This window comes from Hydrogenophaga atypica, from assembly GCF_042665215.1.
Lineage (GTDB): Bacteria > Pseudomonadota > Gammaproteobacteria > Burkholderiales > Burkholderiaceae_C > Hydrogenophaga > Hydrogenophaga defluvii_A.
Window position 1 is genome coordinate 19,097 of the sequence record NZ_JBHTCA010000016.1, and the last position, 24,665, is coordinate 43,761.

The window sequence follows — 24,665 nt, forward strand, 5'->3', positions numbered from 1 at the left end:
TATGTCGGCCGATTTCGAACGCCGTTTTGGCGGCTTGCGCCGACTCTATGGCGTGGCCGGTGCGCAGCGCATCTTCGACGCGCATGTGATGGTCGTGGGCATCGGGGGCGTGGGTTCCTGGGCCGCCGAAGCGCTGGCGCGCAGTGGGGTGGGGCGCATCACCCTGGTGGACATGGACCACATCGCCGAGTCCAACGTCAACCGCCAGGTGCATGCACTCGATAGCACCCTGGGCCAAGCCAAGGTGCTGGCCATGCGCGAGCGCATGCTGGCCATTCACCCCGGTGTGCAGGTGGTGACCATCGATGACTTTGTGGATGCCTCCAACTGGACGCGCATCGTGGGTGATGCGCAGGCGGCCAATGGGCCGCTGTCGGCCGTGATCGACGCTTGTGATCAGATGGCCGCCAAGACGACCATGGCCGCCTGGTCGTTGTTGCAGCACACGCCGCTGGTGGTGGCGGGTGCCGCCGGAGGCAAGCGCCTGGCACACCTCGTGGAGGTGGACGACCTCGGGCTGGCCACCCACGACCCGTTGTTGGCACAGCTCCGTTACCGCCTGCGCAAGCACCACGGTGCCGCACGCGATGGCCGCATCAAGGTGACGTGCGTGTTCAGCCGTGAGGCCGTCGCGCCACCCGACCCCTCGTGTGACGTGGCGGGAGACGGGTCGCTGAACTGCCATGGGTATGGGTCGAGTGTGGGTGTCACGGCGACCTTTGGCCTGTGTGCGGCGGGGTGGGTCATGGACCGGTTGGCTTCGGGTGCAGAAAAATTTCAGGCAGTTTCAAAATCAAGAAAAATGACGCTATAATTTGAGGCTTCGCAGGCAACGACGCAAGAAGTTGAATGTGGTGAGTGGGACGTTAGCTCAGTTGGTAGAGCAGCGGACTTTTAATCCGTTGGTCGTGGGTTCGAATCCCTCACGTCCTACCATTCTCATGTTCGGGTTCTTAGCTCAGTTGGTAGAGCAGCGGACTCTTAATCCGTAGGTCGAGTGTTCGAGTCACTCAGGACCCACCAAGCATCAGAAAAAAGCACTTGAAGGTATTGCCTTCAAGTGCTTTTTTTATTTCTCCATGCATCTATCCTGTCCAGTCGACGGCGCACAATCCCCACCCATGAACAGGGAATTGCTCTTGCCGCGCCTGCGGCCGCTGTGGGTTGTTTTGCTGCTGGTGCTGACGGCCTGGCTGTTGGCCTGGTGGGCCGTTCCGGTCTGGCTCAAGGGCGTCATTCAGGATCAGGGCCGCGCCGCTTTGGGCCGCGAGGTGCGGGTCGAAGCCGTGTCCTTTCGCCCGTGGTCGCTTGAGCTGGACATCCAGGGCTTGCAAGTGGCTGGGGCCACGCCCGATGAGCCTGCCTTGTTGGACGTCGCGCGGCTGTACGTGGACGCCGAGGCGCAGTCCCTTTTTCGCTTGGCCCCGGTGGTGGATGCCCTCGTGGTGGAGCGGCCTGTGCTGCGGCTGCGGCATCTGGGCGACGGGCGCTACGACATCGATGACCTGTTGACCCGCTGGGCCGAACGCCCCAAAAGCGAAGGCAGTGTCAGTTTTGGCTTGTTCAACCTGGCGCTCACCGACGGCGAACTGACCCTGGATGACACATCCACCGGCAGTGAACATCGCCTGCGCGGGCTTTCGGTCGCGGTGCCGTTTCTCAGCAACTTGCCAACCCAGCGCGACGTGCACACCGAGCCGCGCATCGCATTCGAGCTCAACGGCAGCCGCTTCGACACGCAGTTGTCCACCCTGCCATTTGCCGAGACGCTGGCCACGCGCGCGCAGTTGCACCTGCCTGACCTGGACCTGTCCCCGTATTTGCCTTATTGGCCTCAAAACATGCCCTGGCGGCCTTTGCAGGCCCGGGTGCAAGCCGATCTGAGTGTGGCGTTCGAGCAGTTGCAGCAACGCCCCGTGGTCCAGTTGTCGGGGCGGGTGGCGCTGCACAACCTGAAGATCGCGCGGACCGCCAAAGGCAGCGCTGGCGAGCCGCTGCTGTCGTGGGAGGCTTTGTCGTTGGTGTTGGGCACGAGCGAACCGCTCGCGCGGCGCGTGCATGTCGAGAAGCTGTCGCTCCATGCGCCTCAGCTGCACCTGGCACGCGCGGCAAATGGCCGCCTCAACCTGTCGGATCTTTTGCCAGCGGCCGGTGCCAATGAGGCCGATCCGGCTCCGGCGCCACCGTGGGACGTCAAGCTCGATGGCTTCGAGCTCAGCAATGGCGCTTTGCACTGGCGCGACGCTGCCGTGTCGCCGGCCTGGGAAACCACGGTAGATGCGCTCACGCTGTCGGGTGGCCCGTTGGTCTGGCCCAACCACGCGCCCACACCGTTGGTGCTCAGTGGCCGCTGGCTCGAAGCCTCGTTGACGGCAAAAGGCGACATCAGTCCGGTGGCGGCCAACCTGAGCCTGAACTGGCGCGACCTGCCTTTGCAGGGCCTGGCACCTTATGTTGGCCAGGTGCTCAAACCCGCCCTGGCCGGGCGCAGCGCCGCCGACCTGGGGTTGCAGTGGCGGGCCGCCGTTCCAGCGTCCGCCCAGTCGTCGGGCGCTGCACCAGCATTGCAGCTTCAGCTGCGCGATCTGTTGCTGCAAGACGTGGCATTGGGCCCGACCGCCCGGCCCCTGCAGACCCTGCGCGAGCTGCGGCTGCAGAACGGCAGCATCGACTTGAACGCACGCAGCGCCGATCTGGGGCAGATCAGCCTGTCCCGACCCGTGGTGCACTTGGCGCGCGATGCCACTGGCCGCTGGCTGTGGGAAGACTGGCTTCGCTCAGAAGTCGGCCAGTCCAGTGACGCCGTGCAGGCCAGCACCGTGGCCACGCCCTGGCGCTTGGGCTGGCAGGGCTTGCGTTTGGCTGACGGCAGCGGGCGGCTGGACGATGCTGCCGCGCCCACCACAGTGGGCTTGCGCTGGAGCGCCCTCCAGTTGCGTTTGGGCGCCTGGCGCAGCGACGTGGTCGTGGATGCGCCTGTGTCGGTGGCGATGCGGCTGGCCGCGGACGGCCAGACCACCAACCCCGGTACGCTGGCTCTGGACGGACGACTGGGGCTAACCCCTGCGACCGCATCGGCGGCCATGGGCGGCAAACTGAGCGCCCAACTCAAACTCCAGCGCGTGCCTGCCCACGCGCTTGCGCCCTACATGGCAGACCGCCTCAACCTCGTGCTGAGACAGGCCGACACCAGCTGGAGCGGCGACCTCGAACTCAGCCACAACGCCAGCGGCCTGGCGGTGGTGGCCAAGGGTGATTTCACGGTCGATGATCTTAAGGCCCTGGATGCCAACGACGGCTCACCGTTGCTGGACTGGAAGTCCCTGCACCTGCGTGGCCTGCAACTGGCGTTGGCACCGGGCCAAGCGTTCAAGCTCAGTGTGGCCGACACCGCGCTCAGCGACTACTTCGCACGCATCGACATCGACCCGACCGGGCGCGTCAACCTGCAAGACGTGGTGCGTTCACCTCCCAAGGGCAGCTCTGCACCGGACCCTGCGGCCAATTCAGCAGCCGGGGCAACGGCGCAGCCGCCCGCGCAGCTGAGTTTCGGGCCCATCGCGCTCGTCAACGGCAACATCGCTTTTTCCGACCGTTTCGTGAAGCCCAACTACAGCGCGCGGCTGAGCGAAGTCAGCGGGGGATTGGGCGCGTTCAGCAACCACAGCGGCGCGGGCTCGGCGCCCGCACAAGTCAGCCTGCGTGGGCGGGTCGAGGGCACGGGCACGCTGGACATCGGGGGCCAGCTCAATCCGCTGCTCACCCCGCCGGTGCTGGACGTTGTGGGCAAGGTGCGCGAGCTGGAGTTGCCACCGCTGTCCACCTACGCATTGAAGTACACCGGCCATGGCATCGAGCGCGGCCAGCTCAGTGTGGATGTGCGCTATCAGGTGGGCGCGGACGGGCAGCTCAACGCCAGCAACCAGCTCACCTTGAACCGCTTGGCGTTTGGCGAGCGCGCTGCGGACAGCGATGCCCCCAACCTGCCTGTCAAGCTGGCGGTGGCCTTGCTGGCCGATCGCAATGGCGTCATCGACATCAACCTGCCCATCAGCGGTTCGCTCAACGACCCCCAGTTTCGCCTCGGTCCCGTCATTGGCCGCCTGATCCTGGGGCTGATTGGCAAAGCGGTGACGGCACCGTTTGCGCTGCTGGGCAACCTGCTGGGCGGGCCGGACGCGCAGCCCGGGCGCATTGATTTTGTGGCCGGCACCGACCGTTTGGCTGACACCGCCAGCCCGGCCTTGGCGGCCATTGCCAAGGCGCTGAACGACCGGCCCGCGTTGCAAGTCACGGTGGTGGGGCGCAGCGACGTGGAAGGCGAGCGCTCGGCCTTTCAGCGCGAGCGCCTTCAGGAAGCGGTGCGGGCCGAAAAGCGCCGCCAGGCGATGCGCGCGGGGCAGGGCGCCGAGACCGACACCGAGGTGTCGCCTGAGGCTTACCCGGCGCTGCTGCGCGAGGTCTATCGCAGGGGGGATTTTCCCAAGCCGCGCAACGCCATCGGCCTGCTCAAGGACCTTAGCGTGGCTGAGATGGAGGCCTTGTGGCTGGCCCATGCGCCATCCTCTGATGAGGCCTTGCGGGCGTTGGCCACCCGACGTGCTGTGGCTGTGAAGGAGCGGCTGGTCGCTCAGGGGCTGGCAGGCGCGCGGGTGTTTGTCGAGGTGGCCAAAGCCGGGTCAGATGCCGCTGGGTCACACGCTGATCTGCGGCTTTCCGTGCCTTGAGACAGGGTGTCGCGAAAACCGGCACCGACTGAGGCGACAATACGCGTTTGCCCAACCAGACACGCCTTGTGGCCATTGCGACCGTGAACTCCGCTCAAACGAACCCCTCTTCCGCCAAAACTGCAGACACCCAAGCGCTGGATGCGCTGACCGGCGGGGTGTTCTCGGCCGCCACCTCCGGCGACCGCGCCGCGCGGGTGCGTGAGTGGCTGGCCACCGATCCCTCGCCCGAACGCATGGCCGAGGTGTTCAAGGAACTCTCGCACCGCGACAAGGGCGCGGCCAAGCCGCTGCGTGAAAAGCTCGAAGAGTTGCGCCGCGCGAAGGCCCAGGAAACCATGGCGGTGGAGTGGGCCGAGAAAGCCAACACCTTGCTCGCCCTGCCGCGCTTGAACATGGCCGACGCGCTGGCCTGGCAGCGCGATGCCGCCAAGGCCGGTGCGCCCTTGTCGCGCGAGCCGCTGGCCGGCCTCAAGCAGGCCTTGGCCGAACGCGTGAAAGCGATCGAAGACCTGCAACACCGTGTGCAGGTCGAGCGCGAAGCCGCCGTGTTGCTGGCCCAGCGCATCGAGGTGCTGTCCACCAAATCCTGGCGCGACGCCCAGGGTGCCGCAGAGGTGCTGGGCGCCGACGTGACCAACTGGCAGGGCCAGGCCTCCAGCCTGAGCGCCGACGCCCACTGGTCCAGCATGGATCCCAAGTTCTCGCCCATGATCGACAGCGCCCGGCAGCAGCTCACGCTGGTGTGGGAGGCCTTCCAGGCCGCGCTGGCGCAGGCCGTGGTGGCATCGACCGATGCCCAGGCGCCGCTGCCCGCCGTGCCCGTGTGGGCCGACGAGTTGCGCACCGCACGGGGCGAAGCCGCGCCTGAAGCCCGCACGGCCGCCGCACCGGTGGAGAACGCCGCTGCCCAGGCCCGCCGCACCGAAGCCGCAGAGGCTGTGGGGGCCGCGCTCAAGGTGTTGGTCAAAGAGTTGGCCGAAGGCCATGGCAAGGCCACACCCAAGGCGGCGGCCGATGTGCGCGCCGCGCTCAAGCAGCATGGCCGCCACATCGGTGCCGAGTTGGAAGGCCAAGTTCACGCCGCGCTGACCCAGGCCGGCGAACTGGAGGGCTGGCAGCGTTGGCGTGCCGACCAGCTGCGCGAAGAGCTGCTGGCCAAGGCCGAAGCCCTGACCGCCGCCCCCGAAGGCCAGCGTCTGGGTGGCCGCAAGATGCAGGAAACCCTGCGCCAGCTGCGCGAGCAGTGGAAGGCCACCGACCAGGGTGGCGTGCCCAACCACGGTTTGTGGAAAAAATTCGACGAAGCCTGCACCCGTGCCCATAAGCTGGTGGAGGCTTGGCTGGACAAGGTGCGCGAGCAGGCCGAACAACACAAGGCCCAGCGCCTGGCGCTGCTGGACGAGGTGCGCGCCTGGACCGATGCCCATGCCGAGAGCTCCGACTGGAAAAAGCAGATCCGCGAACTGCACCAACTGGCCGAGCGTTGGCGCGAGGCTGGCCACCTGAGCGAAAAGCAGTTCGCCGAACTGCAGCCGCAATGGAAAGACGCCATGCACCTGGCGCACGCCCGCCTGGAGGCTGCGCAGGCCGAAAGCCTGGCACGACGCCGCGCGATGATCGAAGAGGCTGCGGCCCTGGGCGCTGCACCCAGTTTGCGCATCGACGCCGTGAAGGCGCTGCAGCAGCGCTGGCAGGCCGAAGCGCAGGCCGTGCCGCTGGACCGCAAACAGGAACAGAAACTGTGGGAAGCCTTCCGCCAGCCGATTGACGAAGCGTTCAACCGCAAGGGCGCGGACCGTGAAAAGGCCGCCCAAGCTGTGAGCGAACACGATCGCCGCGTGCTGGAAGCTGCCAAGGCCGTTGATGCGGCCAACCAGAGTGGTGACGCGCAGCAGATTCGTGCCGCCGTGGCCGCACTGGAGGCCGCTTTGCGTGGTCAGGCTCAGGCGGTTCAGGCTGCCGCACCTGCTGCAGCATCTGCTGACGTGCCAGCGTCCACTGCAGTGGATTCGGGTGTGTCGGCAGCGGCCGAAGGTGATGCGCCCGCAGAGGCTGCTGCGGATGCCCAGGACGAGAGCGCAGAAGCGCCTACTCCCGCGCCCGCGCCTGTGGCGCCGCCCAAGAAGATCGTGGCCGTGCGTGGCGATGACCGCCCGGGCATGAAAAAGGCAGAGCCCGCAGGCAACGACCGTGGTCGCCCGGGTGACCGCGATCGCAAGCCCGGTGGCCGTGACGGTGGCCGTCCCGGTGGCGACCGTGGCCCGCGTGGTGACAACCGAGGCGAAGGCCGTGGCGATTTCCGCATGGGTGAACGCCCCATGCGCGAAGACCGTGGCCCGCGACTGGGCGATGCCGCCTTCCGAGCCCAGCGTGAGGCCTTGGAGCGTGCCGACATGGCCCTGCGCAAGCTGGCCGCACAAGCCCATGGCGAAGTGCTGTCGCGTGTGATGACGGCCTGGGAAAAACGCGACGCCGAAGCCCTGCCCAGCGTGCAGGAGCTGGGTGGCCGTGTGGCTGCGCCCGTGCGTGGCGCCTGGGTTCAGGCACTGCAGGCTGGCAACGGCCAGAGCGACCAGGCCGCCACCGCGCTGTTGCGGCTGGAGATCGCAGCCGATGTGCCCACGCCGGCCGAACAGCTGAGCGCTCGCCGCATGTACCAGTTGCAGTTGCTGACCAAGCGCAACGAAGCCGCGCCCACGCAGACCTGGGGCCAGGATGCGGCCCAGGTGCTGGCCAGTGGTTTTGACGCGACCGCCGCGCGCCGCTTGCAAAATGCCCTGAAGGCGCTGCTCAAGAAGGCTTGATGGGGGATGACGGCACGAAAAAGCCGTCGAACAGCCGCAGCAGTTCAGGGAACGCTTGCCCGAAACGCTCGCGGCTGACCCAGTAGGCCTCGCAAGCCACGGCAAAAAATTCGGCCGGCGAGTGGGCACCGTAGGCGTCCAGCCAGGGCGGCGCTTCGCCAAAGCGCTGCGCCATCACGACCTTCTCATTGAAGGCCGCGTATTCGTGGCCAAGCACCGTGCGCCAGTGGCGGCGGGCTTCGGCTGCGGTGCGCAGGCCCAAAAAACCCTTGGGCAACACCGGGCAACCATCGGCGCCTTGCCCAGGCGCTTTGCCGCGCATGTCGAACTTGTGGGCAAATTCGTGGATGACCAGGTTGTGGCCACGGTCGGTGGTGTCGCCGGCCTGGGCCACATGCTGCCAGCTCAACATCACCGGGCCGCGCTCCATCGCTTCGCCCAGCAGGGTTTCCTGGTAGCGGTGAACCACACCCGCACCATCGGTCACCTCGCGCTGTGCCACGGCTTCGGCGGGGTGCACCACGATGGTCACGAAGTCGTCGTACCAGCCCAGTGCGTCGTCGCGCCAACGGCCCTGGCCAGGCAGGTAGACCAACGGCAGGCAGGCCTGCGCCGCAATGGCCAGCGCGATCTCGTCGGTGATATGGAGGCCGTGGGCGCCGTGAAATTCCTTGTCGGTCAGGAACTGTGCGCTGAGGCTGCGCAGGCGTTGCTGCACCGGCAAGGGCAGGGCGGCCAGGAAGGGGTAGCGCACCAGGGTGTGCAGCCACAGGCCGTCGGGGATGGCTTCGGCCTGGCGGCGCAGCATGGGCAATTGCTGCCGGGCACGCCGCCACAGGCGTGAGAGGTTCAAAGTCATGGCCTCACACCTGAGGGCTGGGGCGCTTATTGCAACAGCGGCAGGCGTTCTGCGCGGCCGTCGTGGTGCAGGCGCAAGACCTCGGCTCTCGGCGGTGAGGCCAGTGCGTCCCAATCGCTCAGCACATGCCGCATCAGGCCGGGCGCGAGCTGTTGGTCGGCCGGTCGGTGCGTGTGGCCATGCACGAGCACGGTGGCCTGGCGTTGTGCCAAGGCGGCCATGGCGCTGGGCGCGTCCACATCGGCATAGGCGGCGCCGCTGTGTTTGCGGGCCTCGCTTTGCTGGCGCAGGGCAAGGGCGGTGGCTTCACGCTGCGCGATGGGTTGTGCCAGGAAGCGAGTTTGCCAGGCGGCAGAGCGCACCTCGGTGCGAAAACGCTGGTAGTCGGTGTCATCCAGGCACCACGCGTCACCGTGGCTTAGCACGAAACGGCGTGTGCCCATCTGCAGGGTGCTGGGGTCGGTGAGTGCCCGAACCCCAGTGTGTGCAAAAAAACGCTCGCCCACCAGGAAGTCGCGGTTGCCGTGCAGGAAGTGCACCGGCCGTTGCCCGGCGGCTTTTTGCAGCACGGCAGCGCATTCGCGCAGAAAGGCGGCTTCGCCCGTGCCGGTGCTGTCCAGCACGTCGTCGCCCCACCACACCTCAAACAGGTCGCCGAGGATGAAGACCGCCTCGGCTTCGGGCTGGGGCGCCAGCAGGTAGCGGCGCCAACATTCAAAGGTGGCCTGGTCGCCGGAATGCAGGTGCAGGTCGGAGATCAGGTCCACCGCGCGCCAGCCTGGCGACACAATGGTGTGAGCGGCAGGCATGGCACGAGGCGTGGCGGGGATCAGAGCGCCACGGCCTTTTCGATCACCACGTCGTTCAGCGGAACGTCGTCGTGGAAGCCCTTGCGGCCGGTCTTGACGGCGCGGATCGCGTCGACCACCTCGGTGCCTGCCACCACTTTGCCGAACACAGCGTAGCCCCAGCCTTGTGCGGTGGGGGCGGTGTGGTTGAGGAAGCCGTTGTCGGCCACGTTGATGAAGAACTGCGCGGTGGCGGAGTGGGGCGCCTGGGTGCGCGCCATGGCCACGGTGTACTTGTTGTTCTTCAGGCCGTTGTTGGCCTCGTTCTCAATGGCTTCTTGCGTGGGCTTCTGGTTCATGCCGGGCTCAAAGCCGCCACCCTGGACCATGAAGCCGTCGATCACGCGGTGGAACACGGTGTTGTTGTAGTGGCCGCTGGCCACGTAGGCCAGGAAGTTGGCGGTGGACTTGGGCGCTTTTTCAGCGTCGAGTTCCAGCGTGATGACACCGTGACCGGTGATGTGCAGTTCGACTTGGGGGTTGGCCATGTTCATTTCTCCAGGCTGGCTTTGAGGATGGTGACGGGGGTGGTGGGCACGTCGCGGTGCATGCCACGGCTGCCGGTGGGCACGGCGCGGATCTTGTCGACCACATCCATGCCAGCGGTCACCTTGCCGAACACGGCGTAGCCGTTGCCCGGGCCGGTGGCGTTGAGCATGGCGTTGTCCACCACGTTGATGAAAAACTGGCTGGTGGCCGAGTCCGGCACGTTGGTGCGGGCCATGGCGATGGTGCCGCGTTCGTTCTTGAGGCCATTGGTGGCTTCCAGCACGATGGGTGTGCGCGTGGCCTTTTGCTGCATGTCGGCGCTGAAGCCGCCGCCCTGGATCATGAAACCGGGGATGACGCGGTGGAACACCAGGCCGTCGTAGTGGCCATCCTTGACGTACTGCAGGAAGTTCTCGACCGTCTTGGGCGCCTTCTCGGCATTGAGTTCCAGAACGATGTCGCCCAGCGAGGTGCTGAGTTTCACCTTGGGCAGCGCCGATTGGGCGTGCGCGGCAACGTTGAGGGTGAGGCCCAGCACGGCGCCGCCAATCAACGCCAGGCTGCGGCGGCGGAGGGAGAAAAATGACATGGTGAGGGTGTCCTGTCGGAAAGAGGAAAAACCACACTGGCCGCAGATGCAGCGTGTGTTCGGCCGATCAAGGCCCGCTCAGCGGGCCACTTTTTTGGCGGGCGGCGTGAGCATGGCATTGACCGCCTTGAGCTTGGCCGGCGCCGAGGTGTTGCCGCCGTCAAGCTGCAGGGCCTTGCCGTACGACTGGGCGGCCAGCCGCGCATACACGTCGCCCAGGTTCTCGTGGGCGGTGGCGTAGTTGGGGTTGGTGCGCACCGCCATTTCCAGCGCAATGCGCGCCTTGTCGTACTGGTTTTGTGCGGCGTGGATGACGGCCAGGTTGTTGTAGGGCTCGGGCAGTTCGGGGTAGTCCTGCGTCAGCTGGGTGAAGGTGGCCAGCGCTTCGTCGGCCTGGCCGCGCTGCTGCTGGATCACGCCCTTGAGGAAACGCATTTGTGGGTCTTTGGGGTTGCCGACAAGGTACTGTTCGGCCTTGGCCTGCGCCTGGTCCAACTGGCCCGCACGCACCATGCGGCTCACGTTGTCGTACTCGTTGCTCTGGGGGGCCTGGGCCACCACCACTGTGGCGCAGCCGGCCAGCAGCACCGCAGCGAGTGCGCGCGTAAGGGGGGACATGGGTTTCGAAATCACGGACAGGAGCATGGAGGCCTCAGTGGACTTGGCGTTAACCGTGGCGGATCGTGCCGCGCGACGCGCGGGGCCGGCGGAGGGCTGCCGGGCGGGTCGATATACTGGCGGGATTGTATCTGAGGGCCTGTCCTGTACCGATGCGCCACGTGGCCCTCCTGGCGCCTTCGCAGCGGCAACCTGTCCGCATTGTGTCCACCCCGTTCGCGGACCCTCGGCCCTCCTGCCCCCAAGCCTGTTTCATGAGTTTGCGTATCTACAACACGCTCACGCGCCGCGTCGAGCCTTTTTCTCCCATCGAAGCCGGCCACGTGCGCATGTACGTGTGTGGCATCACCGTGTACGACCTGTGCCACGTGGGCCATGCGCGCTCGGCCGTGGCCTTTGACATCGTGCAACGCTGGCTGCGTGCCCGTGGCCTGCGGGTCACATTTGTTCGCAACATCACCGACATCGATGACAAGATCATCAAGCGCGCGCTGGCCAACGGCGAAACCATACGCGGCCTGACCGACCGCATGATCGCGGAGATGTACCGCGACTTCGATGCGCTGGGCATCGAGCGCCCCACACACGACCCGCGCGCCACCGATTACGTGCCCCAGATGCTTTCGATGATCGCCACCTTGGAGCACAAGGGGCTGGCCTACCGCGGCGCCAACGGTGACGTGAACTACGCGGTGCGCAAGTTCCCGTCCTACGGTCAGCTTTCAGGCAAGTCGCTCGATGAGTTGCGTGCCGGTGAGCGCGTGGCGGTGGACGACGGCAAGCTCGATCCCCTGGACCCCGTGCTCTGGAAGAGTGCCAAACCCGAGGAGCCCGAAGAGGCCAAATGGGCCAGCGAATTTGGCCCTGGCCGCCCGGGCTGGCACATCGAGTGCTCGGCCATGGCCTGCGATCTGCTGGGCGAGACCTTCGACATCCACGGTGGCGGGGCTGACCTGCAGTTCCCGCACCACGAAACCGAAATCGCGCAGAGCGAAGGGGCCACCGGCCAGCGCTTCGTCAACGTGTGGATGCACAACGGCTTCATCAACATCGACAACGAGAAGATGTCCAAGAGCCTGGGCAACTTCTTCACCATCCGCGACGTGCTGGAAAAGTACGATGCCGAAACCATCCGCTTCTTCGTCGCACGCGCCCACTACCGCAGCCCGCTGAACTACAGCGATGTGCACCTGGACGACGCGCGCAGTGGTCTCAAGCGCCTCTACACCACGTTGGATGCGGTGCCCCCTACAGCAGTGAGCATCGACTGGGCGCAGCCGCAGGCGGCGCGTTTCCAGGCCGCGATGGACGAGGACTTCGGCACGCCTGAAGCCGTGTCGGTGTTGTTCGAGCTGGCTGGCGACGTGAACAAAACCCGCTCACCCGAACTGTCTGGTTTGCTCAAGGCATTGGGCGGTACGTTGGGCCTGTTGCAAGGTGACCCCAAGGCGTTTTTGCAGGCGGGTGCCGGGCTGGACGAAGCCGCCATCCAGGGGCTGATTGGCGAGCGTGCGGCCGCCAAAGCCAGCAAAAACTTTGCCGAAGCCGACCGCATCCGCAAGGTGTTGCTGGAGCAGGGCATCGTGCTGAAGGACAGTGCCGCTGGCACCACCTGGGAGCGTGCTTGATGGTCACCGCCGTTTTGCCCATGCCCGCCAACGCGCCGAGCTACTGGGCCGACGCCTGCAAGCACCTCATGAAACGCGACCGCGTGATGAAAAAACTCATCCCGCAGTTTCCGGGGGCCACGCTGCAATCGCGCGGTGACGCCTTCACCACCCTGGCACGCAGCATCGTGGGCCAGCAGATTTCGGTGAAGGCCGCGCAGTCGGTGTGGGAGCGTTTCGAGAAGCTGCCGGCCAAGATGGTGCCCGCCAATGTGCTCAAGCTCAAGGTGGACGATATGCGCGCCGCCGGCCTGAGCGCCCGCAAGGTGGAGTACCTGGTGGACCTGGCGCTGCACTTCGACAACGGCGCGGTCCACGTCGACCAGTGGACCGGCATGGACGACGACGCCATCATCGCGGAGCTGATTGCCATCCGCGGCATTGGCCGCTGGACGGCCGAGATGCTCCTGATCTTCCACCTCATGCGCCCCAACGTGCTGCCGCTGGACGACGTCGGGCTGATCAATGGCATCAGCCAGGCCTACTTCTCAGGCGAGCCCGTGAGCCGCAGCGATGCGCGCGAGGTGGCCGCCGCGTGGTCACCGTATTGCAGCGTCGCCACTTGGTATATTTGGCGCTCGCTGGACCCCCTGCCCGTGGCGTATTGAGCCACGCCGCGCCAGCCGCAAGAACACCGCCCAAAGGAGTGAAACCTTGGCCAAAAAGAATTTTCTGGATTTCGAGCAGCCCATCGCCGAACTCGAATCCAAGATCGAAGAACTGCGTTACGTCCAGACCGAGTCGGCGGTCGACATCTCTGAAGAAATCGAGCAGCTGAGCAAAAAGAGCCAGCAACTCACCAAAGATATCTATAGCGATCTGACCCCTTGGCAGATCACCAAGATCGCCCGCCACCCCGACCGGCCTTACACGCTGGACTATGTGCGCGACATCTTCACGCACTTTGTTGAACTGCACGGTGACCGCCATTTCTCCGACGACCTGAGCATCGTCGGCGGTCTGGCCCGCTTCAACGGCCAGCCCTGCATGGTGCTGGGCCAGCAAAAAGGGCGCGATACGAAAGAGCGTGGCCTGCGCAACTTCGGCATGACCAAGCCCGAGGGCTACCGCAAGGCGCTGCGCCTGATGAAGCTGGCCGAGAAGTTCAAGCTGCCGGTCTTCACCTTCGTGGACACACCCGGCGCCTATCCCGGCATCGATGCCGAGGAGCGTGGCCAGTCCGAGGCCATCGGCCGCAACATCTTCGAGATGGCGCAACTCGAAGTGCCCATCATCTCCACCATCATCGGCGAGGGTGGCTCTGGTGGTGCGCTGGCCATCTCGGTGGCCGACCAGGTGCTGATGCTGCAGTTCTCGGTTTACTCGGTGATCAGCCCCGAGGGCTGCGCGTCCATCCTCTGGAAGACCAGCGAGCGTGCGTCCGATGCGGCCGATGCCTTGGGCATCACCGCCCACCGCCTCAAGGCCCTGGGCCTGGTCGACAAGATCGTGAACGAGCCCGTGGGCGGTGCCCACCGCGACCCCAAACAGATGGCGGCTTTCCTCAAGCGCGCCCTGGGCGACGCCTACCGGCAGGTGGCCGACCTCAAGGTCAAGGAACTCATCGAGCGCCGCCATAACCGCCTCAACAGCTACGGCCGTTTCACCGACACCAAGGCAGACAGCAAGGCCGACGGCAAGCGGTGAACACCGCCGCGCCGGCCAACCCCTGTGCTGCCCCGGTGGCTGCGTGGTTGGCGGCCGCGCCCGCCGGTTGTCGTCACGCGGTGGCATTCAGCGGTGGTGCCGATTCCACCGCGCTGCTGCTGGCCGCCCACGCGGCTTGTCCGGGTCAGGTGGTCGCGCTGCATGTGAACCATGGCCTGCAGGCGGCTGCCAATGATTTCGAATCACACGCGCAGCGTTTCTGCGAAACACGCGGTATGGCATTTTTCAGCGCCCGGGCGCGGGCGGCTCATGCCGCCGGCGAAAGTCCTGAGGACGCGGCCCGTCGGGCACGCTACAGATGCCTTGCGGACCTGGCGCTCGCCCAGGGCTGTGGCGAGGTCTGGCTGGCCCAGCACGCCGACGATCAGGTGGAGACCTTGCTGTTGGCCTTGAGCCGAGGGGCCGGCCTGCCGGGCCTGGCATCGATGCCAGCTCGCTTTGAGCGCCATGGCATGGCATTTGGCCGCCCGGTGCTTGAGGTGGACGGCGCGGCAATCCGCGCTTGGCTGGTCGACATCGGCGAGCCCTTCATCGACGACCCAACCAACACCGACACCCGCTTTACCCGCAACCGCATCCGCCAGCACCTGTTGCCAGCGTGGCGTGAGCAGTTTCCGGCTTACCAGCAGACCCTGGCGCGCAGCGCGCGCCATGCCGCGCAGGCGCAGCGGCTGCTGGACGAAGTGGCCGCGCAAGACCTGCTGGCCGTGGGGCAGCCACCGCAGATCGCGCGCTTGCGTCTGCTCTCGGTGGAGCGGCAGGCCAATCTGCTGCGCCATTGGCTGCGCTTGGGCTGGCAGGCCTCGCCCAGCGAGGCGCAGATGACCGCGCTGCTGCGACAAATTGCGGCCTGCACCACACGGGGTCATCACATCCGCCTCAAGGTGGCCAATGGGCATGTGCTGCGCGATGGCCAGGTGCTGCGCTTCGAGCCCTGAAGCCACGCCGCGTGAGGGCCAGTTCCGAGGGTCTTCCCGGACGCGCTGGCTATAATTGATGGGTTTTGCGCGGTCCTGCGCAGTGCATGGCTCATCGCCCCAGACAACCCGTCTCCATCACCGCTTCCATCTCCCAATGGCACTGATCGTTCACAAGTACGGTGGCACCTCCATGGGCTCCACCGAGCGCATCCGCAACGTCGCCAAACGCGTCGCCAAATGGCACCGCGCCGGCCACCAGATGGTGGTGGTGCCCAGCGCCATGAGCGGCGAGACCAACCGCCTGCTGGGCCTGGCCAAAGAACTGGCCCCCAGCCTGCAAAACGCCGCCTACGGCCGCGAACTCGATGCCCTGGCCGCCACTGGCGAGCAGGCTTCGTCCGCGCTGCTGGCCATTGCGCTGCAGGCCGAAGGCATGCAGGCCGTGAGCTATGCCGGCTGGCAAGTGCCCATCAAAACCAACAGCGCCTACACCAAGGCCCGCATCGAATCCATCGAAGACCAGCGCGTGCGCGCCGACCTGGACGCGGGCAAGGTCGTCATCATCACGGGTTTCCAGGGCATTGACGGCACGGGCAACGTGACCACCCTGGGCCGTGGCGGCAGCGACACCTCGGCCGTGGCCGTGGCCGCCGCCATCAAGGCCGACGAGTGCCTGATTTACACCGACGTGGACGGCGTCTACACCACCGACCCGCGTGTTGTGCCCGAGGCGCGTCGCCTGCATCGCGTGAGCTTCGAGGAAATGCTGGAGATGGCCAGCATGGGCTCCAAGGTGCTGCAGATCCGTTCGGTGGAATTTGCCGGCAAGTACAAGGTGCCGCTGCGCGTCCTGTCCAGTTTCACCCCGTGGGACATTGATTTGGCCGAGGAAGCCTCCTCCGGCACCCTGATCACTTTTGAGGAAAACGAGCAAATGGAACAAGCCGTTGTGTCTGGCATCGCCTTCAACCGCGACGAAGCCAAAATTTCCGTCCTGGGCGTGCCCGACACCCCGGGCATCGCTTCCCAAATTCTGGGCGCCGTGGCAGACGCCAACATCGAAGTCGATGTGATCATCCAGAACCTGAGCAAAGACGGCAAGACCGACTTCAGCTTCACCGTGCACCGCAACGACTACAGCAAGACCATCGACCTGCTCAAAGGCCAGGTGGTGCCCAAGCTGGGTGCGGCCGACGTGGTGGGTGATGCGCGCATTTGCAAAGTCAGCATCGTCGGCATCGGCATGCGCAGCCACGTCGGCGTGGCCAGCAAGATGTTCCGCTGCCTGGCGGAAGAGGGCATCAACATCCAGATGATCTCCACCTCCGAAATCAAGACCTCGGTTGTGCTCGACGAGAAGTACATGGAACTCGCCGTGCGCGCTTTGCACCGTGTGTTCGACCTCGACAAAGACGAAGAAGCCGATTCCATCGCCTGATAGAGGAATTCGGCGTTGCGAGGCTGCTATAATGCAAGGCTTCGCGGAGAGGTGGATGAGCGGTTTAAGTCGCACGCCTGGAAAGCGTGTGTGGGCTAATCCCCACCGCGGGTTCGAATCCCGCCCTCTCCGCCAGTATGCAAACCCAAGTGATTGACGTCACTTGGGTTTTTTGCTTTCTGAGGCCTGTTTTTGGTGTGAACTTGCCGCTGCGGCGATATGCAAAAACGCTTCGGCAGGCAAGAAAAAACCCCTGCCACTTTTCACAGTAGACAGGGGTTTTTGTTTGGCGGAGCGAGAGGGATTCGAACCCTCGATGAGACTCTACATCCCATACTCCCTTAGCAGGGGAGCACCTTCGGCCACTCGGTCATCGCTCCGTAAGCCCTCTATTATGCCCCAAGAATGAGGCAATTCTGTTGGCGCCTGTTTTCGGCTTCAAGCTTTGCTCTGAACGGCCTTGACCATGGTCATGGCCGAGCCGATGAGGCTGGAGACTTCGGTCATGTTGCCCGGCACGATGAGGGTGGTGGTCGCGTCAGCCGCCACCTTGGCATAGGCGTCCACGGCTTTTTCAGCCACCTTCAACTGCACCGCCTGTTCACCGCCAGGCTGGCGTATGGCGGCGGCCACCCGCTCGATGGCCTGGGCGGTGGCTTCGGCCACAGCCATCAGCGCGGCGGCCTCGCCTTGTGCGTTGTTGATAGCGGCCTGTTTTTCGCCTTCGGAGCGGGCGATGAAGGCTTCGCGTTCGCCGGTGGCGATGTTGATCTGCTCCTGGCGGCGGCCTTCGGACGCGGCGATCAGCGCGCGTTTTTCGCGCTCGGCGGTGATCTGTTGCTGCATGGCATGCAGGATCTCCTTGGGCGGCGTGAGGTCCTTGATCTCATAGCGCAGCACTTTCACGCCCCAGTTCAAAGCCGCTTCGTCGATGGCCTGCACCACCTGGGCGTTGATGATGTCCCGTTCTTCAAAGGTCTTGTCCAGTTCCAGTTTGCCAATCACCGAACGCAGCGACGTTTGTGCCAGTTGCGTGACGGCCATGATGTAGTTGGACGAGCCGTAGCTGGCGCGCATGGGGTCGGTGACCTGGAAATACAGGATGCCGTCCACCTGCAACTGCGTGTTGTCGCGCGTGATGCAGACCTGGCTGGGCACATCCAGCGGAATTTCTTTCAGGCTGTGTTTGTAGGCAACCCGATCGATGAACGGCACAAGGAAGTTGAGGCCGGGCGTGAGTGTGCCGGCGTACTTGCCCAGCCGCTCCTTGACCCAGGCGTTTTGCTGCGGCACCACCTTGATGGCACGCACGATGAAGATGATGGCGACGATGAACAGCAGCAGGGCGATTTCCATGAGGGTTCCTCTCTAGGTGGCGTGAAAACGGTCAGGGGGCGGGCACGACCAAAAGCCGGTTGCCCACGACTTGCTCGATGCGGTAGGTGCCTTCGCCAATCGCGGGTGCCACACCTGGCATGAGCGCGGCGGTCCACTGCGCGCCACGGTACTTGACCTGGGCTGTGCCGTCGGCGTCCCAAGCGGCGACATGCAGCGTTTCGCCGATATCGAGGTTGACGTCTCGGTTGGCGCGGGCGGGCAACCGCCCGGGTGAGTTCTTGCGCACACGGTACCAAAGCGCCACCGCGCCACCGCTGACCACGGCGGCGCACACCAACTGCCAGGCGAGTGGCAGCCCCAGATGGGCCGCAAGGGCACCACTGGCCAGGCCCAGGGCGATCATCAAGAGATAGAAGGTGCCGGTCACCAGCTCCACCGCCACCGCCACACCGGCCAGCAGCCACCACAGGGTTGATTCCGCCATGCCATCACTCCTTGTTGGTTGATCGCCAGCGGCACGTGCCGGCGAATTGCGCTTTTTGATTTTGAGGCCAAATGGGGCTCACGGTCACGGGGGCGCCGCATTATTTCCGTACACTTCGCGCTCTGTTTCGCTGAACCGGGCCACGCTCATGAAATTCCGCTTTCCCATCGTCATCATCGACGAAGACTACCGCTCCGAAAACACCTCGGGCCTGGGCATCCGCGCGCTGGCGCAGGCCATTGAGGCCGAGGGTTTTGAGGTCTTGGGTGTTACGAGCTACGGTGATCTGTCGCAGTTTGCCCAGCAGCAGTCGCGGGCCAGCGCCTTCATCCTGTCGATTGACGACGAAGAGTTCACGCCGGGCCCGGACCTCGATCCCATTGTGCTGAGCCTGCGCAGCTTCATTGAAGAGGTGCGCCGCAAGAACGCCGACGTGCCCATCTACGTGTACGGCGAGACCAAAACCAGCCGCCACCTGCCCAACGATGTGCTGCGCGAACTGCATGGCTTCATCCACATGTTCGAGGACACGCCCGAGTTCGTGGCGCGCCACATCATCCGCGAGGCCAAAAGCTACCTCGAAGGCATTCAACCGCCGTTCTTCAAGGCCTTGCTCGATTACGCCGAAGACGGTTCGTACTCGTGGCATTGCCCAGGGCACTCGGGCGGTGTGGCCTTTCTGAAGAGCCCGGTGGGCCAGATGTACCACCAGTTCTACGGTGAAAACATGCTGCGCGCCGACGTGTGCAACGCGGTGGAAGAACTGGGCCAACTGCTGGACCACAATGGCGCGATCGGCGCCAGCGAGCGCAACGCCGCCCGCATCTTCAATGCCGACCACTGCTTCTTCGTCACCAACGGCACCAGCACCAGCAACAAGATGGTGTGGCACCACACGGTGGCGCCGGGCGACGTGGTGGTGGTGGACCGCAACTGCCACAAGTCCATTCTGCACAGCATCATCATGACGGGCGCCGTGCCCGTGTTTTTGAAGCCCACGCGCAACCACTACGGCATCATCGGGCCCATCGCGCAAAGCGAGTTCGAGCCCGAGGCCATCAAAGCCAAAATCCGCGCCAACCCGCTGTTGGCGGGTGTGGATGCCGACGCGGTCAAGCCGCGCGTGTTGACGCTGACCCAGTCCACCTACGACGGTGTGCTCTACAACACCGAGACCATCAAGGGCATGCTGGACGGCTACGTCGACAACCTGCACTTTGACGAGGCCTGGCTGCCACACGCTGCCTTCCATCCCTTCTACGGTCCGTACCACGCCATGGGCAAGAAGCGCGCACGGCCGAAGAGCTCGGTGGTGTACGCCACGCAGTCCATCCACAAGTTGCTGGCCGGCATCAGCCAGGCCAGCCATGTGCTGGTGCAGGACTCGCAGACCACCAAGCTGGACCGCCACCTCTTCAACGAGGCCTACCTGATGCACACCAGCACCAGCCCGCAGTACAGCATCATCGCCAGCTGCGACGTGGCCGCTGCCATGATGGAGCCGCCGGGCGGCACCGCGTTGGTGGAGGAGAGCATTCTGGAGGCGCTGGACTTCCGCCGCGCCATGCGCCAGATCGAGAACGATTTTGGCGCTGACGACTGGTGGTTCCAGGTCTGGGGACCCGATGAGTTGGCGGATGAAGGCATTGGCGCGGCAAGCGACTGGGTGCTCAACCGCGGCAAGGATGACACAGCGACCGCCAAGGATTGGCACGGTTTTGGCGACATGGCGCCGGGCTTCAACATGTTGGACCCGATCAAGGCCACCATCGTCACGCCGGGCCTCAATCTGGATGGGCGTTTCGAGACCTCCGGCATCCCAGCCTCCATCGTCACCAAGTTCCTGGCCGAGCACGGTGTGGTGGTCGAGAAAACGGGCCTGTACAGCTTCTTCATCATGTTCACCATCGGCATCACCAAGGGCCGCTGGAACACGTTGCTGACCGCTTTGCAGCAGTTCAAGGACGACTACGCCAAGAACCAGCCCATGTGGCGCATCATGCCGGAGTTCTGCGCCAAGCAGCCGCGCTACGAGCAAATGGGCCTGCGCGACCTGTGCCAGCACGTGCACGCCCTCTACGCCAAGTACGACATCGCGCGCCTGACCACCGACATGTACCTGAGCGACCACACGCCGGCCATGAAACCCAGCGACGCGTTTGCTCACATTGCCCACCGCAGCACGGAACGTGTGGCCATTGACGACTTGGAAGGGCGCATCACCACCAGCCTGGTCACGCCGTACCCACCGGGCATTCCACTGCTCATCCCGGGCGAGGTGTTCAACAAGAAGATCGTGGACTACCTCAAGTTCAACCGCGAGTTTGCGCGCGAGTGCCCGGGTTTCGAGAACGACATCCACGGTCTGGTGGTGCAGGACGGCCCGGACGGCCGCCCGGCCTACTTTGCCGACTGTGTTAAAAAGTCCTGATACCCCAGGGGGATGGTCCCCTTGGGTTTGTTGAGGAGCGACCGATGTTTCCCGAATACCGCGACCTGATCACCAAGCTCAAGGGCCACGACGCACATTTCACGCGCCTGTTCGACAAACACAACGAGCTGGATCAGCTGATCAAGAACATGGAGGCCCACATCGTTGCGGCTACCGAGGTTGAGATCGAGGTCAAGAAAAAGGAAAAACTGCAGCTCAAGGACCAGATCTATGCCCACCTCAAAAAGGTGGAGGCTGGCGCGCAGTGATCAGCGGGGTGAAGGCGCTGCAGTGCGTGGCCCATTGAGGGCCAAGTCCTCACGAACCCGCAGGAACGTGGCGAAGCGAGGCACACCGCTCTCGGTGATGCCCCTGTAGCGGTAGGTCACCCAGGTGCCCTGCGGTGGCGGGTCACGTCGCTGGGCGTCGGTCAGGCCGCTGCCCAGTTTGAATCGCTGGCCCTGGGATGTTTGAACCAGCAGCGCGCCCACCATACCTTCGTATTTGCCCTTGCCGGGTTCCCATCCCAGCACCTGTGCTTCGGCGTCCTCGTGGGTCTTGAGCTTGAGGATGTCGTGGCTGCGGCCTGCCTGGTACACGGCCGCGCCCCGGTGCAGCATCAGGCCTTCGCCCCCTTGGCGCTCGGTCTGGCGCAGCAGGGCCATCAAGGCCTTTTCATTGCCAACGCGCTGCTGGGGGACCACCTGCAGCCAAGGTGTGGTTGGCAACGAGGCCATGGCCACCACGCGCTCGTCAAAGCTGCCAGGGTGAGAGGGCAGGTCGAAGACCATGAAACGGATGTGTCGCCAGGCGCCATCGTCCGGCGTTTCGCGGCGCACGGTGGACACGGTGTCGCTGAAACGCCCGCGCCCTGCCCAGAGTTCGCCGTCCATGGCAACGTTGGGCCAGCCTGCGGTGAACCAGGCGGGCGCCGCGACGGGCAAACCACCTCGCGTGATGAGCTGGCTGCCGGTCCAATGGCCGCGCACGCCGTCCAGCTTTTCACTCACCCAGTAATCCGGCAGGTGGATGCCGGTCTTGAAGGTGCCCGCCAGCATCAGGGCGGGCGGGGCGGTGGGCGTTTGTGCAGCGCTCCAACCAACCACCAGCAACAGGCCCGCCAGCAGAAATCCGCGGCGAGCCAGCTTCAGCATAGGTGGTGCTTCAGCTCTCGGCGGGCTCGGCAATACCGCCCACCACGTTGCTGAAGCCACCGTCCACATAGGTGATTTCGGCACTCACACCTCCCGCCAGATCGCTCAGCAAGAAAGCGGCCACGTTGCCCACGTCTTCAATGGTCACGTTGCGGCGGATGGGCGAGGTGTCGGCGACCACGCTGAGGATCTTGCCAAAGCCCTTGATGCCGCTGGCGGCCAGGGTCTTGATGGGGCCGGCGCTGATGCCGTTGACGCGGATGTCCTTGGGGCCCAGCGAGTCGGCCAGGTAGCGCACGCTGGCTTCCAGGCTGGCCTTGGCCAGGCCCATGGTGTTGTAGTTGGGCACCACGCGGATGGCGCCCAGGTAGGTCAGTGTCAGCAGCGCCGATTTGGGGTTGAGGTAGGGTAGGGCGGCCTTGGCCATGGCCGGGAAGCTGTAGGCGCTGATGTCGTGCGCAATCTTGAAGCCTTCGCGCGACAGGCCATCGAGGAAGTCGCCCGCAATCGCCTCGCGCGGTGCGTAACCTATGCTGTGCACAAAACCGTCGAAGTTGGGCCAGTGGGCCGACAAATCCTTGAACAGCTTGTCGATCTGGGCGTCATCGCCGACATCGCAGTCAAACACGAGTGAGGAGTTGAAGTCGGCGGCGAACTCGGTGATGCGGTCCTTGAAGCGCTCACCCACGTAGCTGAAAGCCAGCTCGGCACCTTGTTCGTGGCAAGCACGAGCAATGCCGTAGGCGATGGAGCGGTTGGACAACACGCCGGTGATGAGCAGCTTCTTGCCGGTGAGAAAACCCATGGATCAGTCTCCAGAAAAATATCCTGCAGAATTGTCTCATGCGTCGTTTGTTGCTCTCTTGCTTGCTGGCCTTGGCTTCGCCCGTGTGGGCTGCCCACGGCTATGCGTTGTGGGGCGATCTGAAATACGGCCCCGGCTTCAGCCACTTCGATTACGTGAACCCGCAGGCGCCCAAGGGCGGCGAAATCCGTCTGGTCAGCAACCTGCGCACCTCCACCTTCGACAAATACAACCCGTTCACCATCAAAGGCAGTGCGCCAGCTTATCTGTCGGGGTTGATGTTTGAGTCGCTGCTGATCGGCGCACTGGATGAAACCGCCAGCGGCTATGGCCTGCTGGCCGAAGACGTGGCTGTGGCACCAGACGGCATGAGCGCCACCTTCAAGCTGCGGCCACAAGCGCGGTTCCACAACGGCAAGCCCGTGCTGGCGCAGGACGTGAAACACAGCTATGACACGCTGATCGGGCCGCACGTGTCCCCCGCCTACAAGACCTTGCTGGCCGACGTGGCTGGGCTCGACGTGCTGGACGACCGCACCGTGCGCTACCGCTTCAAACAACCCAACCGAGAGTTGCCGCTCACGGTCGGTGGGTTGCCAGTGTTCAGCCGCGACTGGGGCGGGGGCAAGTCCTTCGATCAAGTGGTCACCGATGTGCCCATTGGCAGCGGCCCCTACAAAATTGGCCCGGTGCGGTTTGGCAAAGACATCACCTACCTGCGCGACCCCCAGCACTGGGCGCGCGATCTCAACGTGCGGCGCGGCAGCGCCAACTTTGACCGTATCACCGTCAAGATATACAAGGACAACACCGCTCGGTTGGAGGCGCTCAAGGCGGGCGAATTCGACCTCATGCGCTTTTTCTCGGCGGGCGACTGGGCACGCCGCGTCAACGGCCGGCGCTTTGACAGTGGCGAGCTCGTCAAAGGCGAGTTCAAGCACCAGTTGCCCTCGGGTTTCCAAAGCTATGTGCTCAACACCCGCCGCCCGCTGCTGCAGGATGTGCGCGTGCGCGAGGCCTTGGGCCTGGCCATGGACTACGAATGGATGAACCGGCAGTTGTTCTACAACGCCTACCAGCGCGTCAACGGCTTGTTCGGCAACACCGCATGTGCGGCTTCAGGCGTGCCCGGTGCCGACGAGCTGGCCTTGCTGGAACCATGGCGAAAGCAAGTGCCTGCGGGTGTGTTCGGGCCCATGGCGTTGCCACCACGTACCGATGGCGAATCGTCACTGCGTGCGAACCTGCGCCGTGCCAAGGCCTTGCTGGCCGACGCCGGATGGACGGTGCAGGGTGGGGTGCTCAAGAACGCACAGGGCCAAGCCATGACGCTGGAGTACCTGGACAGCAGCGAGGGTGGTATTCGTACCGTGACGCCGTGGATACGCAACCTCGAAAAACTCGGCGTCACCCTGCGCTATCGTGCGGTGGACTTTGCGCTGTATCAGCAGCGCGTTCAAACTTTCGACTTTGATATTGTGGGAGTTGGGTTTCCTGGCACCCACAACCCCGGCCAGGAATACGCCGACATCTTTGGCAGCCAGGCCGCCAAAACACCCGACTCAGGCAACTACGCCGGCGTGAGCAGCCCCGCCGTCGACGACCTGATTGCCCGCATGGTGAGCGCCAAAACCAAGGCCGAATTGTTGCCCGCCTGCCGGGCGCTGGAGCGCGTGATCACCCACAGCCACTACCTCATCCCGCAGTGGACCGCCGGCACCCACCGCATGGCCTACAACCAACGCCGCCTGGCCAAACCCGATGTGGTGCCGCCATACTTCCAGGGTGAAGCCTGGGCCATTGACACCTGGTGGAGCCGTTGA

At 64.7% G+C, this 24,665-nt stretch carries 20 protein-coding genes and 4 tRNA genes; 14 read left to right on the forward strand and 10 right to left on the reverse strand.

Features of this window, described 5'->3' with window-relative positions; translation table 11 throughout:
• Position 1: 1 nt before the first annotated feature.
• The 5 genes from ACFQPB_RS16800 to ACFQPB_RS16820 all read left to right on the forward strand — a co-directional run bounded on the left by ACFQPB_RS16800 (position 2) and on the right by ACFQPB_RS16820 (position 7,534).
• Entirely contained in the window at positions 2-814 is an 813-nt protein-coding gene (locus ACFQPB_RS16800; RefSeq protein WP_382225730.1) for a tRNA threonylcarbamoyladenosine dehydratase, read from the forward strand.
• Positions 815-860: 46 nt separating this feature from the next.
• Positions 861-936, forward strand: a tRNA-Lys gene (locus tag ACFQPB_RS16805).
• A gap of 11 nt (positions 937-947) precedes the next feature.
• Positions 948-1,023, forward strand: a tRNA-Lys gene (locus tag ACFQPB_RS16810).
• A gap of 98 nt (positions 1,024-1,121) precedes the next feature.
• Positions 1,122-4,727, forward strand: coding sequence for a DUF748 domain-containing protein (locus tag ACFQPB_RS16815; RefSeq protein WP_382225733.1), 3,606 nt, complete (start codon positions 1,122-1,124; stop codon positions 4,725-4,727).
• An 83-nt stretch (positions 4,728-4,810) separates the two neighbouring features.
• Complete coding sequence (locus ACFQPB_RS16820) at positions 4,811-7,534, forward strand: DUF349 domain-containing protein (RefSeq protein WP_382225735.1); 2,724 nt, start codon at positions 4,811-4,813, stop codon at positions 7,532-7,534.
• Here the strand turns inward: ACFQPB_RS16820 and ACFQPB_RS16825 are convergent.
• The 5 genes from ACFQPB_RS16825 to ACFQPB_RS16845 all read right to left on the reverse strand — a co-directional run bounded on the left by ACFQPB_RS16825 (position 7,521) and on the right by ACFQPB_RS16845 (position 10,937).
• Positions 7,521-8,393 carry a M90 family metallopeptidase gene (locus ACFQPB_RS16825; protein WP_382225738.1) on the reverse strand — a complete coding sequence of 291 codons (873 nt, stop codon included), beginning with the start codon at positions 8,391-8,393 and terminating at the stop codon, positions 7,521-7,523. The genes ACFQPB_RS16820 and ACFQPB_RS16825 overlap by 14 nt on opposite strands.
• Positions 8,394-8,419: 26 nt before the next feature.
• Positions 8,420-9,202, reverse strand: coding sequence for a UDP-2,3-diacylglucosamine diphosphatase (locus ACFQPB_RS16830; RefSeq protein ID WP_382225740.1), 783 nt, complete (start codon positions 9,200-9,202; stop codon positions 8,420-8,422).
• A 20-nt stretch (positions 9,203-9,222) separates the two neighbouring features.
• Positions 9,223-9,729, reverse strand: coding sequence for a peptidylprolyl isomerase (locus ACFQPB_RS16835; RefSeq protein WP_382225742.1), 507 nt, complete (start codon positions 9,727-9,729; stop codon positions 9,223-9,225).
• Positions 9,730-9,731: 2 nt separating this feature from the next.
• The gene (locus tag ACFQPB_RS16840; RefSeq protein WP_382225745.1) at positions 9,732-10,319 is read right to left on the reverse strand and encodes a peptidylprolyl isomerase; all 588 of its coding nucleotides are present in this window, start codon (positions 10,317-10,319) and stop codon (positions 9,732-9,734) included.
• Between the two features lie 78 nt (positions 10,320-10,397).
• A complete protein-coding gene (locus ACFQPB_RS16845; RefSeq protein WP_382225748.1) occupies positions 10,398-10,937 on the reverse strand; it encodes a tetratricopeptide repeat protein in 540 nt (179 codons plus the stop codon).
• Between the two features lie 254 nt (positions 10,938-11,191).
• Between ACFQPB_RS16845 and cysS the strand changes: the two genes are divergently transcribed.
• The 6 genes from cysS to ACFQPB_RS16875 all read left to right on the forward strand — a co-directional run bounded on the left by cysS (position 11,192) and on the right by ACFQPB_RS16875 (position 16,765).
• Positions 11,192-12,565: a cysteine--tRNA ligase gene (gene cysS, locus ACFQPB_RS16850; RefSeq protein ID WP_382225751.1), complete on the forward strand. Its 1,374-nt coding sequence runs from the start codon at positions 11,192-11,194 to the stop codon at positions 12,563-12,565.
• Positions 12,565-13,212 (forward strand): DNA-3-methyladenine glycosylase family protein, encoded by a 648-nt coding sequence (locus ACFQPB_RS16855; protein WP_382225753.1) that lies wholly within the window; start codon positions 12,565-12,567, stop codon positions 13,210-13,212. The genes cysS and ACFQPB_RS16855 overlap by 1 nt, the downstream gene beginning before the upstream one ends.
• 46 nt (positions 13,213-13,258) lie before the next feature.
• Positions 13,259-14,251, forward strand: coding sequence for an acetyl-CoA carboxylase carboxyltransferase subunit alpha (locus ACFQPB_RS16860; protein ID WP_382202500.1), 993 nt, complete (start codon positions 13,259-13,261; stop codon positions 14,249-14,251).
• Positions 14,248-15,210: a tRNA lysidine(34) synthetase TilS gene (gene tilS, locus ACFQPB_RS16865; RefSeq protein WP_382225756.1), complete on the forward strand. Its 963-nt coding sequence runs from the start codon at positions 14,248-14,250 to the stop codon at positions 15,208-15,210. The genes ACFQPB_RS16860 and tilS overlap by 4 nt, the downstream gene beginning before the upstream one ends.
• A gap of 136 nt (positions 15,211-15,346) precedes the next feature.
• On the forward strand, positions 15,347-16,630 hold the full coding sequence (locus ACFQPB_RS16870; RefSeq protein WP_382225759.1) for an aspartate kinase: 1,284 nt from the start codon (positions 15,347-15,349) through the stop codon (positions 16,628-16,630).
• Between the two features lie 45 nt (positions 16,631-16,675).
• A tRNA-Ser gene (locus ACFQPB_RS16875) sits at positions 16,676-16,765 on the forward strand.
• A gap of 152 nt (positions 16,766-16,917) precedes the next feature.
• Here ACFQPB_RS16875 and ACFQPB_RS16880 read toward each other — a convergent pair.
• The 3 genes from ACFQPB_RS16880 to ACFQPB_RS16890 all read right to left on the reverse strand — a co-directional run bounded on the left by ACFQPB_RS16880 (position 16,918) and on the right by ACFQPB_RS16890 (position 18,452).
• A tRNA-Ser gene (locus ACFQPB_RS16880) sits at positions 16,918-17,010 on the reverse strand.
• 58 nt (positions 17,011-17,068) lie between these two features.
• Positions 17,069-17,986 (reverse strand): SPFH domain-containing protein, encoded by a 918-nt coding sequence (locus tag ACFQPB_RS16885; RefSeq protein WP_382225762.1) that lies wholly within the window; start codon positions 17,984-17,986, stop codon positions 17,069-17,071.
• Between the two features lie 31 nt (positions 17,987-18,017).
• Positions 18,018-18,452 (reverse strand): NfeD family protein, encoded by a 435-nt coding sequence (locus ACFQPB_RS16890; RefSeq protein WP_382225765.1) that lies wholly within the window; start codon positions 18,450-18,452, stop codon positions 18,018-18,020.
• 148 nt (positions 18,453-18,600) lie between these two features.
• Between ACFQPB_RS16890 and ACFQPB_RS16895 the strand changes: the two genes are divergently transcribed.
• Complete coding sequence (locus ACFQPB_RS16895) at positions 18,601-20,883, forward strand: Orn/Lys/Arg family decarboxylase (protein ID WP_382200794.1); 2,283 nt, start codon at positions 18,601-18,603, stop codon at positions 20,881-20,883.
• Between the two features lie 44 nt (positions 20,884-20,927).
• The gene (locus tag ACFQPB_RS16900) at positions 20,928-21,152 is read left to right on the forward strand and encodes a YdcH family protein (RefSeq protein WP_382200796.1); all 225 of its coding nucleotides are present in this window, start codon (positions 20,928-20,930) and stop codon (positions 21,150-21,152) included.
• Here the strand turns inward: ACFQPB_RS16900 and ACFQPB_RS16905 are convergent, their stop codons facing one another.
• Positions 21,153-22,037, reverse strand: coding sequence for a DNA ligase (locus ACFQPB_RS16905; protein ID WP_382225768.1), 885 nt, complete (start codon positions 22,035-22,037; stop codon positions 21,153-21,155).
• A 10-nt stretch (positions 22,038-22,047) separates the two neighbouring features.
• On the reverse strand, positions 22,048-22,842 hold the full coding sequence (fabI, locus tag ACFQPB_RS16910) for an enoyl-ACP reductase FabI (RefSeq protein WP_382225771.1): 795 nt from the start codon (positions 22,840-22,842) through the stop codon (positions 22,048-22,050).
• A 38-nt stretch (positions 22,843-22,880) separates the two neighbouring features.
• Between fabI and ACFQPB_RS16915 the strand changes: the two genes are divergently transcribed.
• Positions 22,881-24,665: an extracellular solute-binding protein gene (locus ACFQPB_RS16915; protein ID WP_382225775.1), complete on the forward strand. Its 1,785-nt coding sequence runs from the start codon at positions 22,881-22,883 to the stop codon at positions 24,663-24,665.

What these genes read in the sequence shown, in the direction of transcription:
- ACFQPB_RS16800 (WP_382225730.1), top strand. Translation starts at nt 2, where the DNA reads ATGTCGGCCGATTTCGAACGCCGTTTTGGCGGCTTGCGCCGACTCTAT.
- ACFQPB_RS16815 (WP_382225733.1), top strand. Translation starts at nt 1,122, where the DNA reads ATGAACAGGGAATTGCTCTTGCCGCGCCTGCGGCCGCTGTGGGTTGTT.
- ACFQPB_RS16825 (WP_382225738.1), bottom strand. Translation starts at nt 8,393, where the DNA reads ATGACTTTGAACCTCTCACGCCTGTGGCGGCGTGCCCGGCAGCAATTG.
- ACFQPB_RS16830 (WP_382225740.1), bottom strand. Translation starts at nt 9,202, where the DNA reads ATGCCTGCCGCTCACACCATTGTGTCGCCAGGCTGGCGCGCGGTGGAC.
- ACFQPB_RS16835 (WP_382225742.1), bottom strand. Translation starts at nt 9,729, where the DNA reads ATGGCCAACCCCCAAGTCGAACTGCACATCACCGGTCACGGTGTCATC.
- ACFQPB_RS16840 (WP_382225745.1), bottom strand. Translation starts at nt 10,319, where the DNA reads ATGTCATTTTTCTCCCTCCGCCGCCGCAGCCTGGCGTTGATTGGCGGC.
- ACFQPB_RS16845 (WP_382225748.1), bottom strand. Translation starts at nt 10,937, where the DNA reads ATGTCCCCCCTTACGCGCGCACTCGCTGCGGTGCTGCTGGCCGGCTGC.
- cysS (WP_382225751.1), top strand. Translation starts at nt 11,192, where the DNA reads ATGAGTTTGCGTATCTACAACACGCTCACGCGCCGCGTCGAGCCTTTT.
- ACFQPB_RS16855 (WP_382225753.1), top strand. Translation starts at nt 12,565, where the DNA reads ATGGTCACCGCCGTTTTGCCCATGCCCGCCAACGCGCCGAGCTACTGG.
- ACFQPB_RS16870 (WP_382225759.1), top strand. Translation starts at nt 15,347, where the DNA reads ATGGCACTGATCGTTCACAAGTACGGTGGCACCTCCATGGGCTCCACC.
- ACFQPB_RS16885 (WP_382225762.1), bottom strand. Translation starts at nt 17,986, where the DNA reads ATGGAAATCGCCCTGCTGCTGTTCATCGTCGCCATCATCTTCATCGTG.
- ACFQPB_RS16890 (WP_382225765.1), bottom strand. Translation starts at nt 18,452, where the DNA reads ATGGCGGAATCAACCCTGTGGTGGCTGCTGGCCGGTGTGGCGGTGGCG.
- ACFQPB_RS16895 (WP_382200794.1), top strand. Translation starts at nt 18,601, where the DNA reads ATGAAATTCCGCTTTCCCATCGTCATCATCGACGAAGACTACCGCTCC.
- ACFQPB_RS16900 (WP_382200796.1), top strand. Translation starts at nt 20,928, where the DNA reads ATGTTTCCCGAATACCGCGACCTGATCACCAAGCTCAAGGGCCACGAC.
- ACFQPB_RS16905 (WP_382225768.1), bottom strand. Translation starts at nt 22,037, where the DNA reads ATGCTGAAGCTGGCTCGCCGCGGATTTCTGCTGGCGGGCCTGTTGCTG.
- fabI (WP_382225771.1), bottom strand. Translation starts at nt 22,842, where the DNA reads ATGGGTTTTCTCACCGGCAAGAAGCTGCTCATCACCGGCGTGTTGTCC.
- ACFQPB_RS16915 (WP_382225775.1), top strand. Translation starts at nt 22,881, where the DNA reads ATGCGTCGTTTGTTGCTCTCTTGCTTGCTGGCCTTGGCTTCGCCCGTG.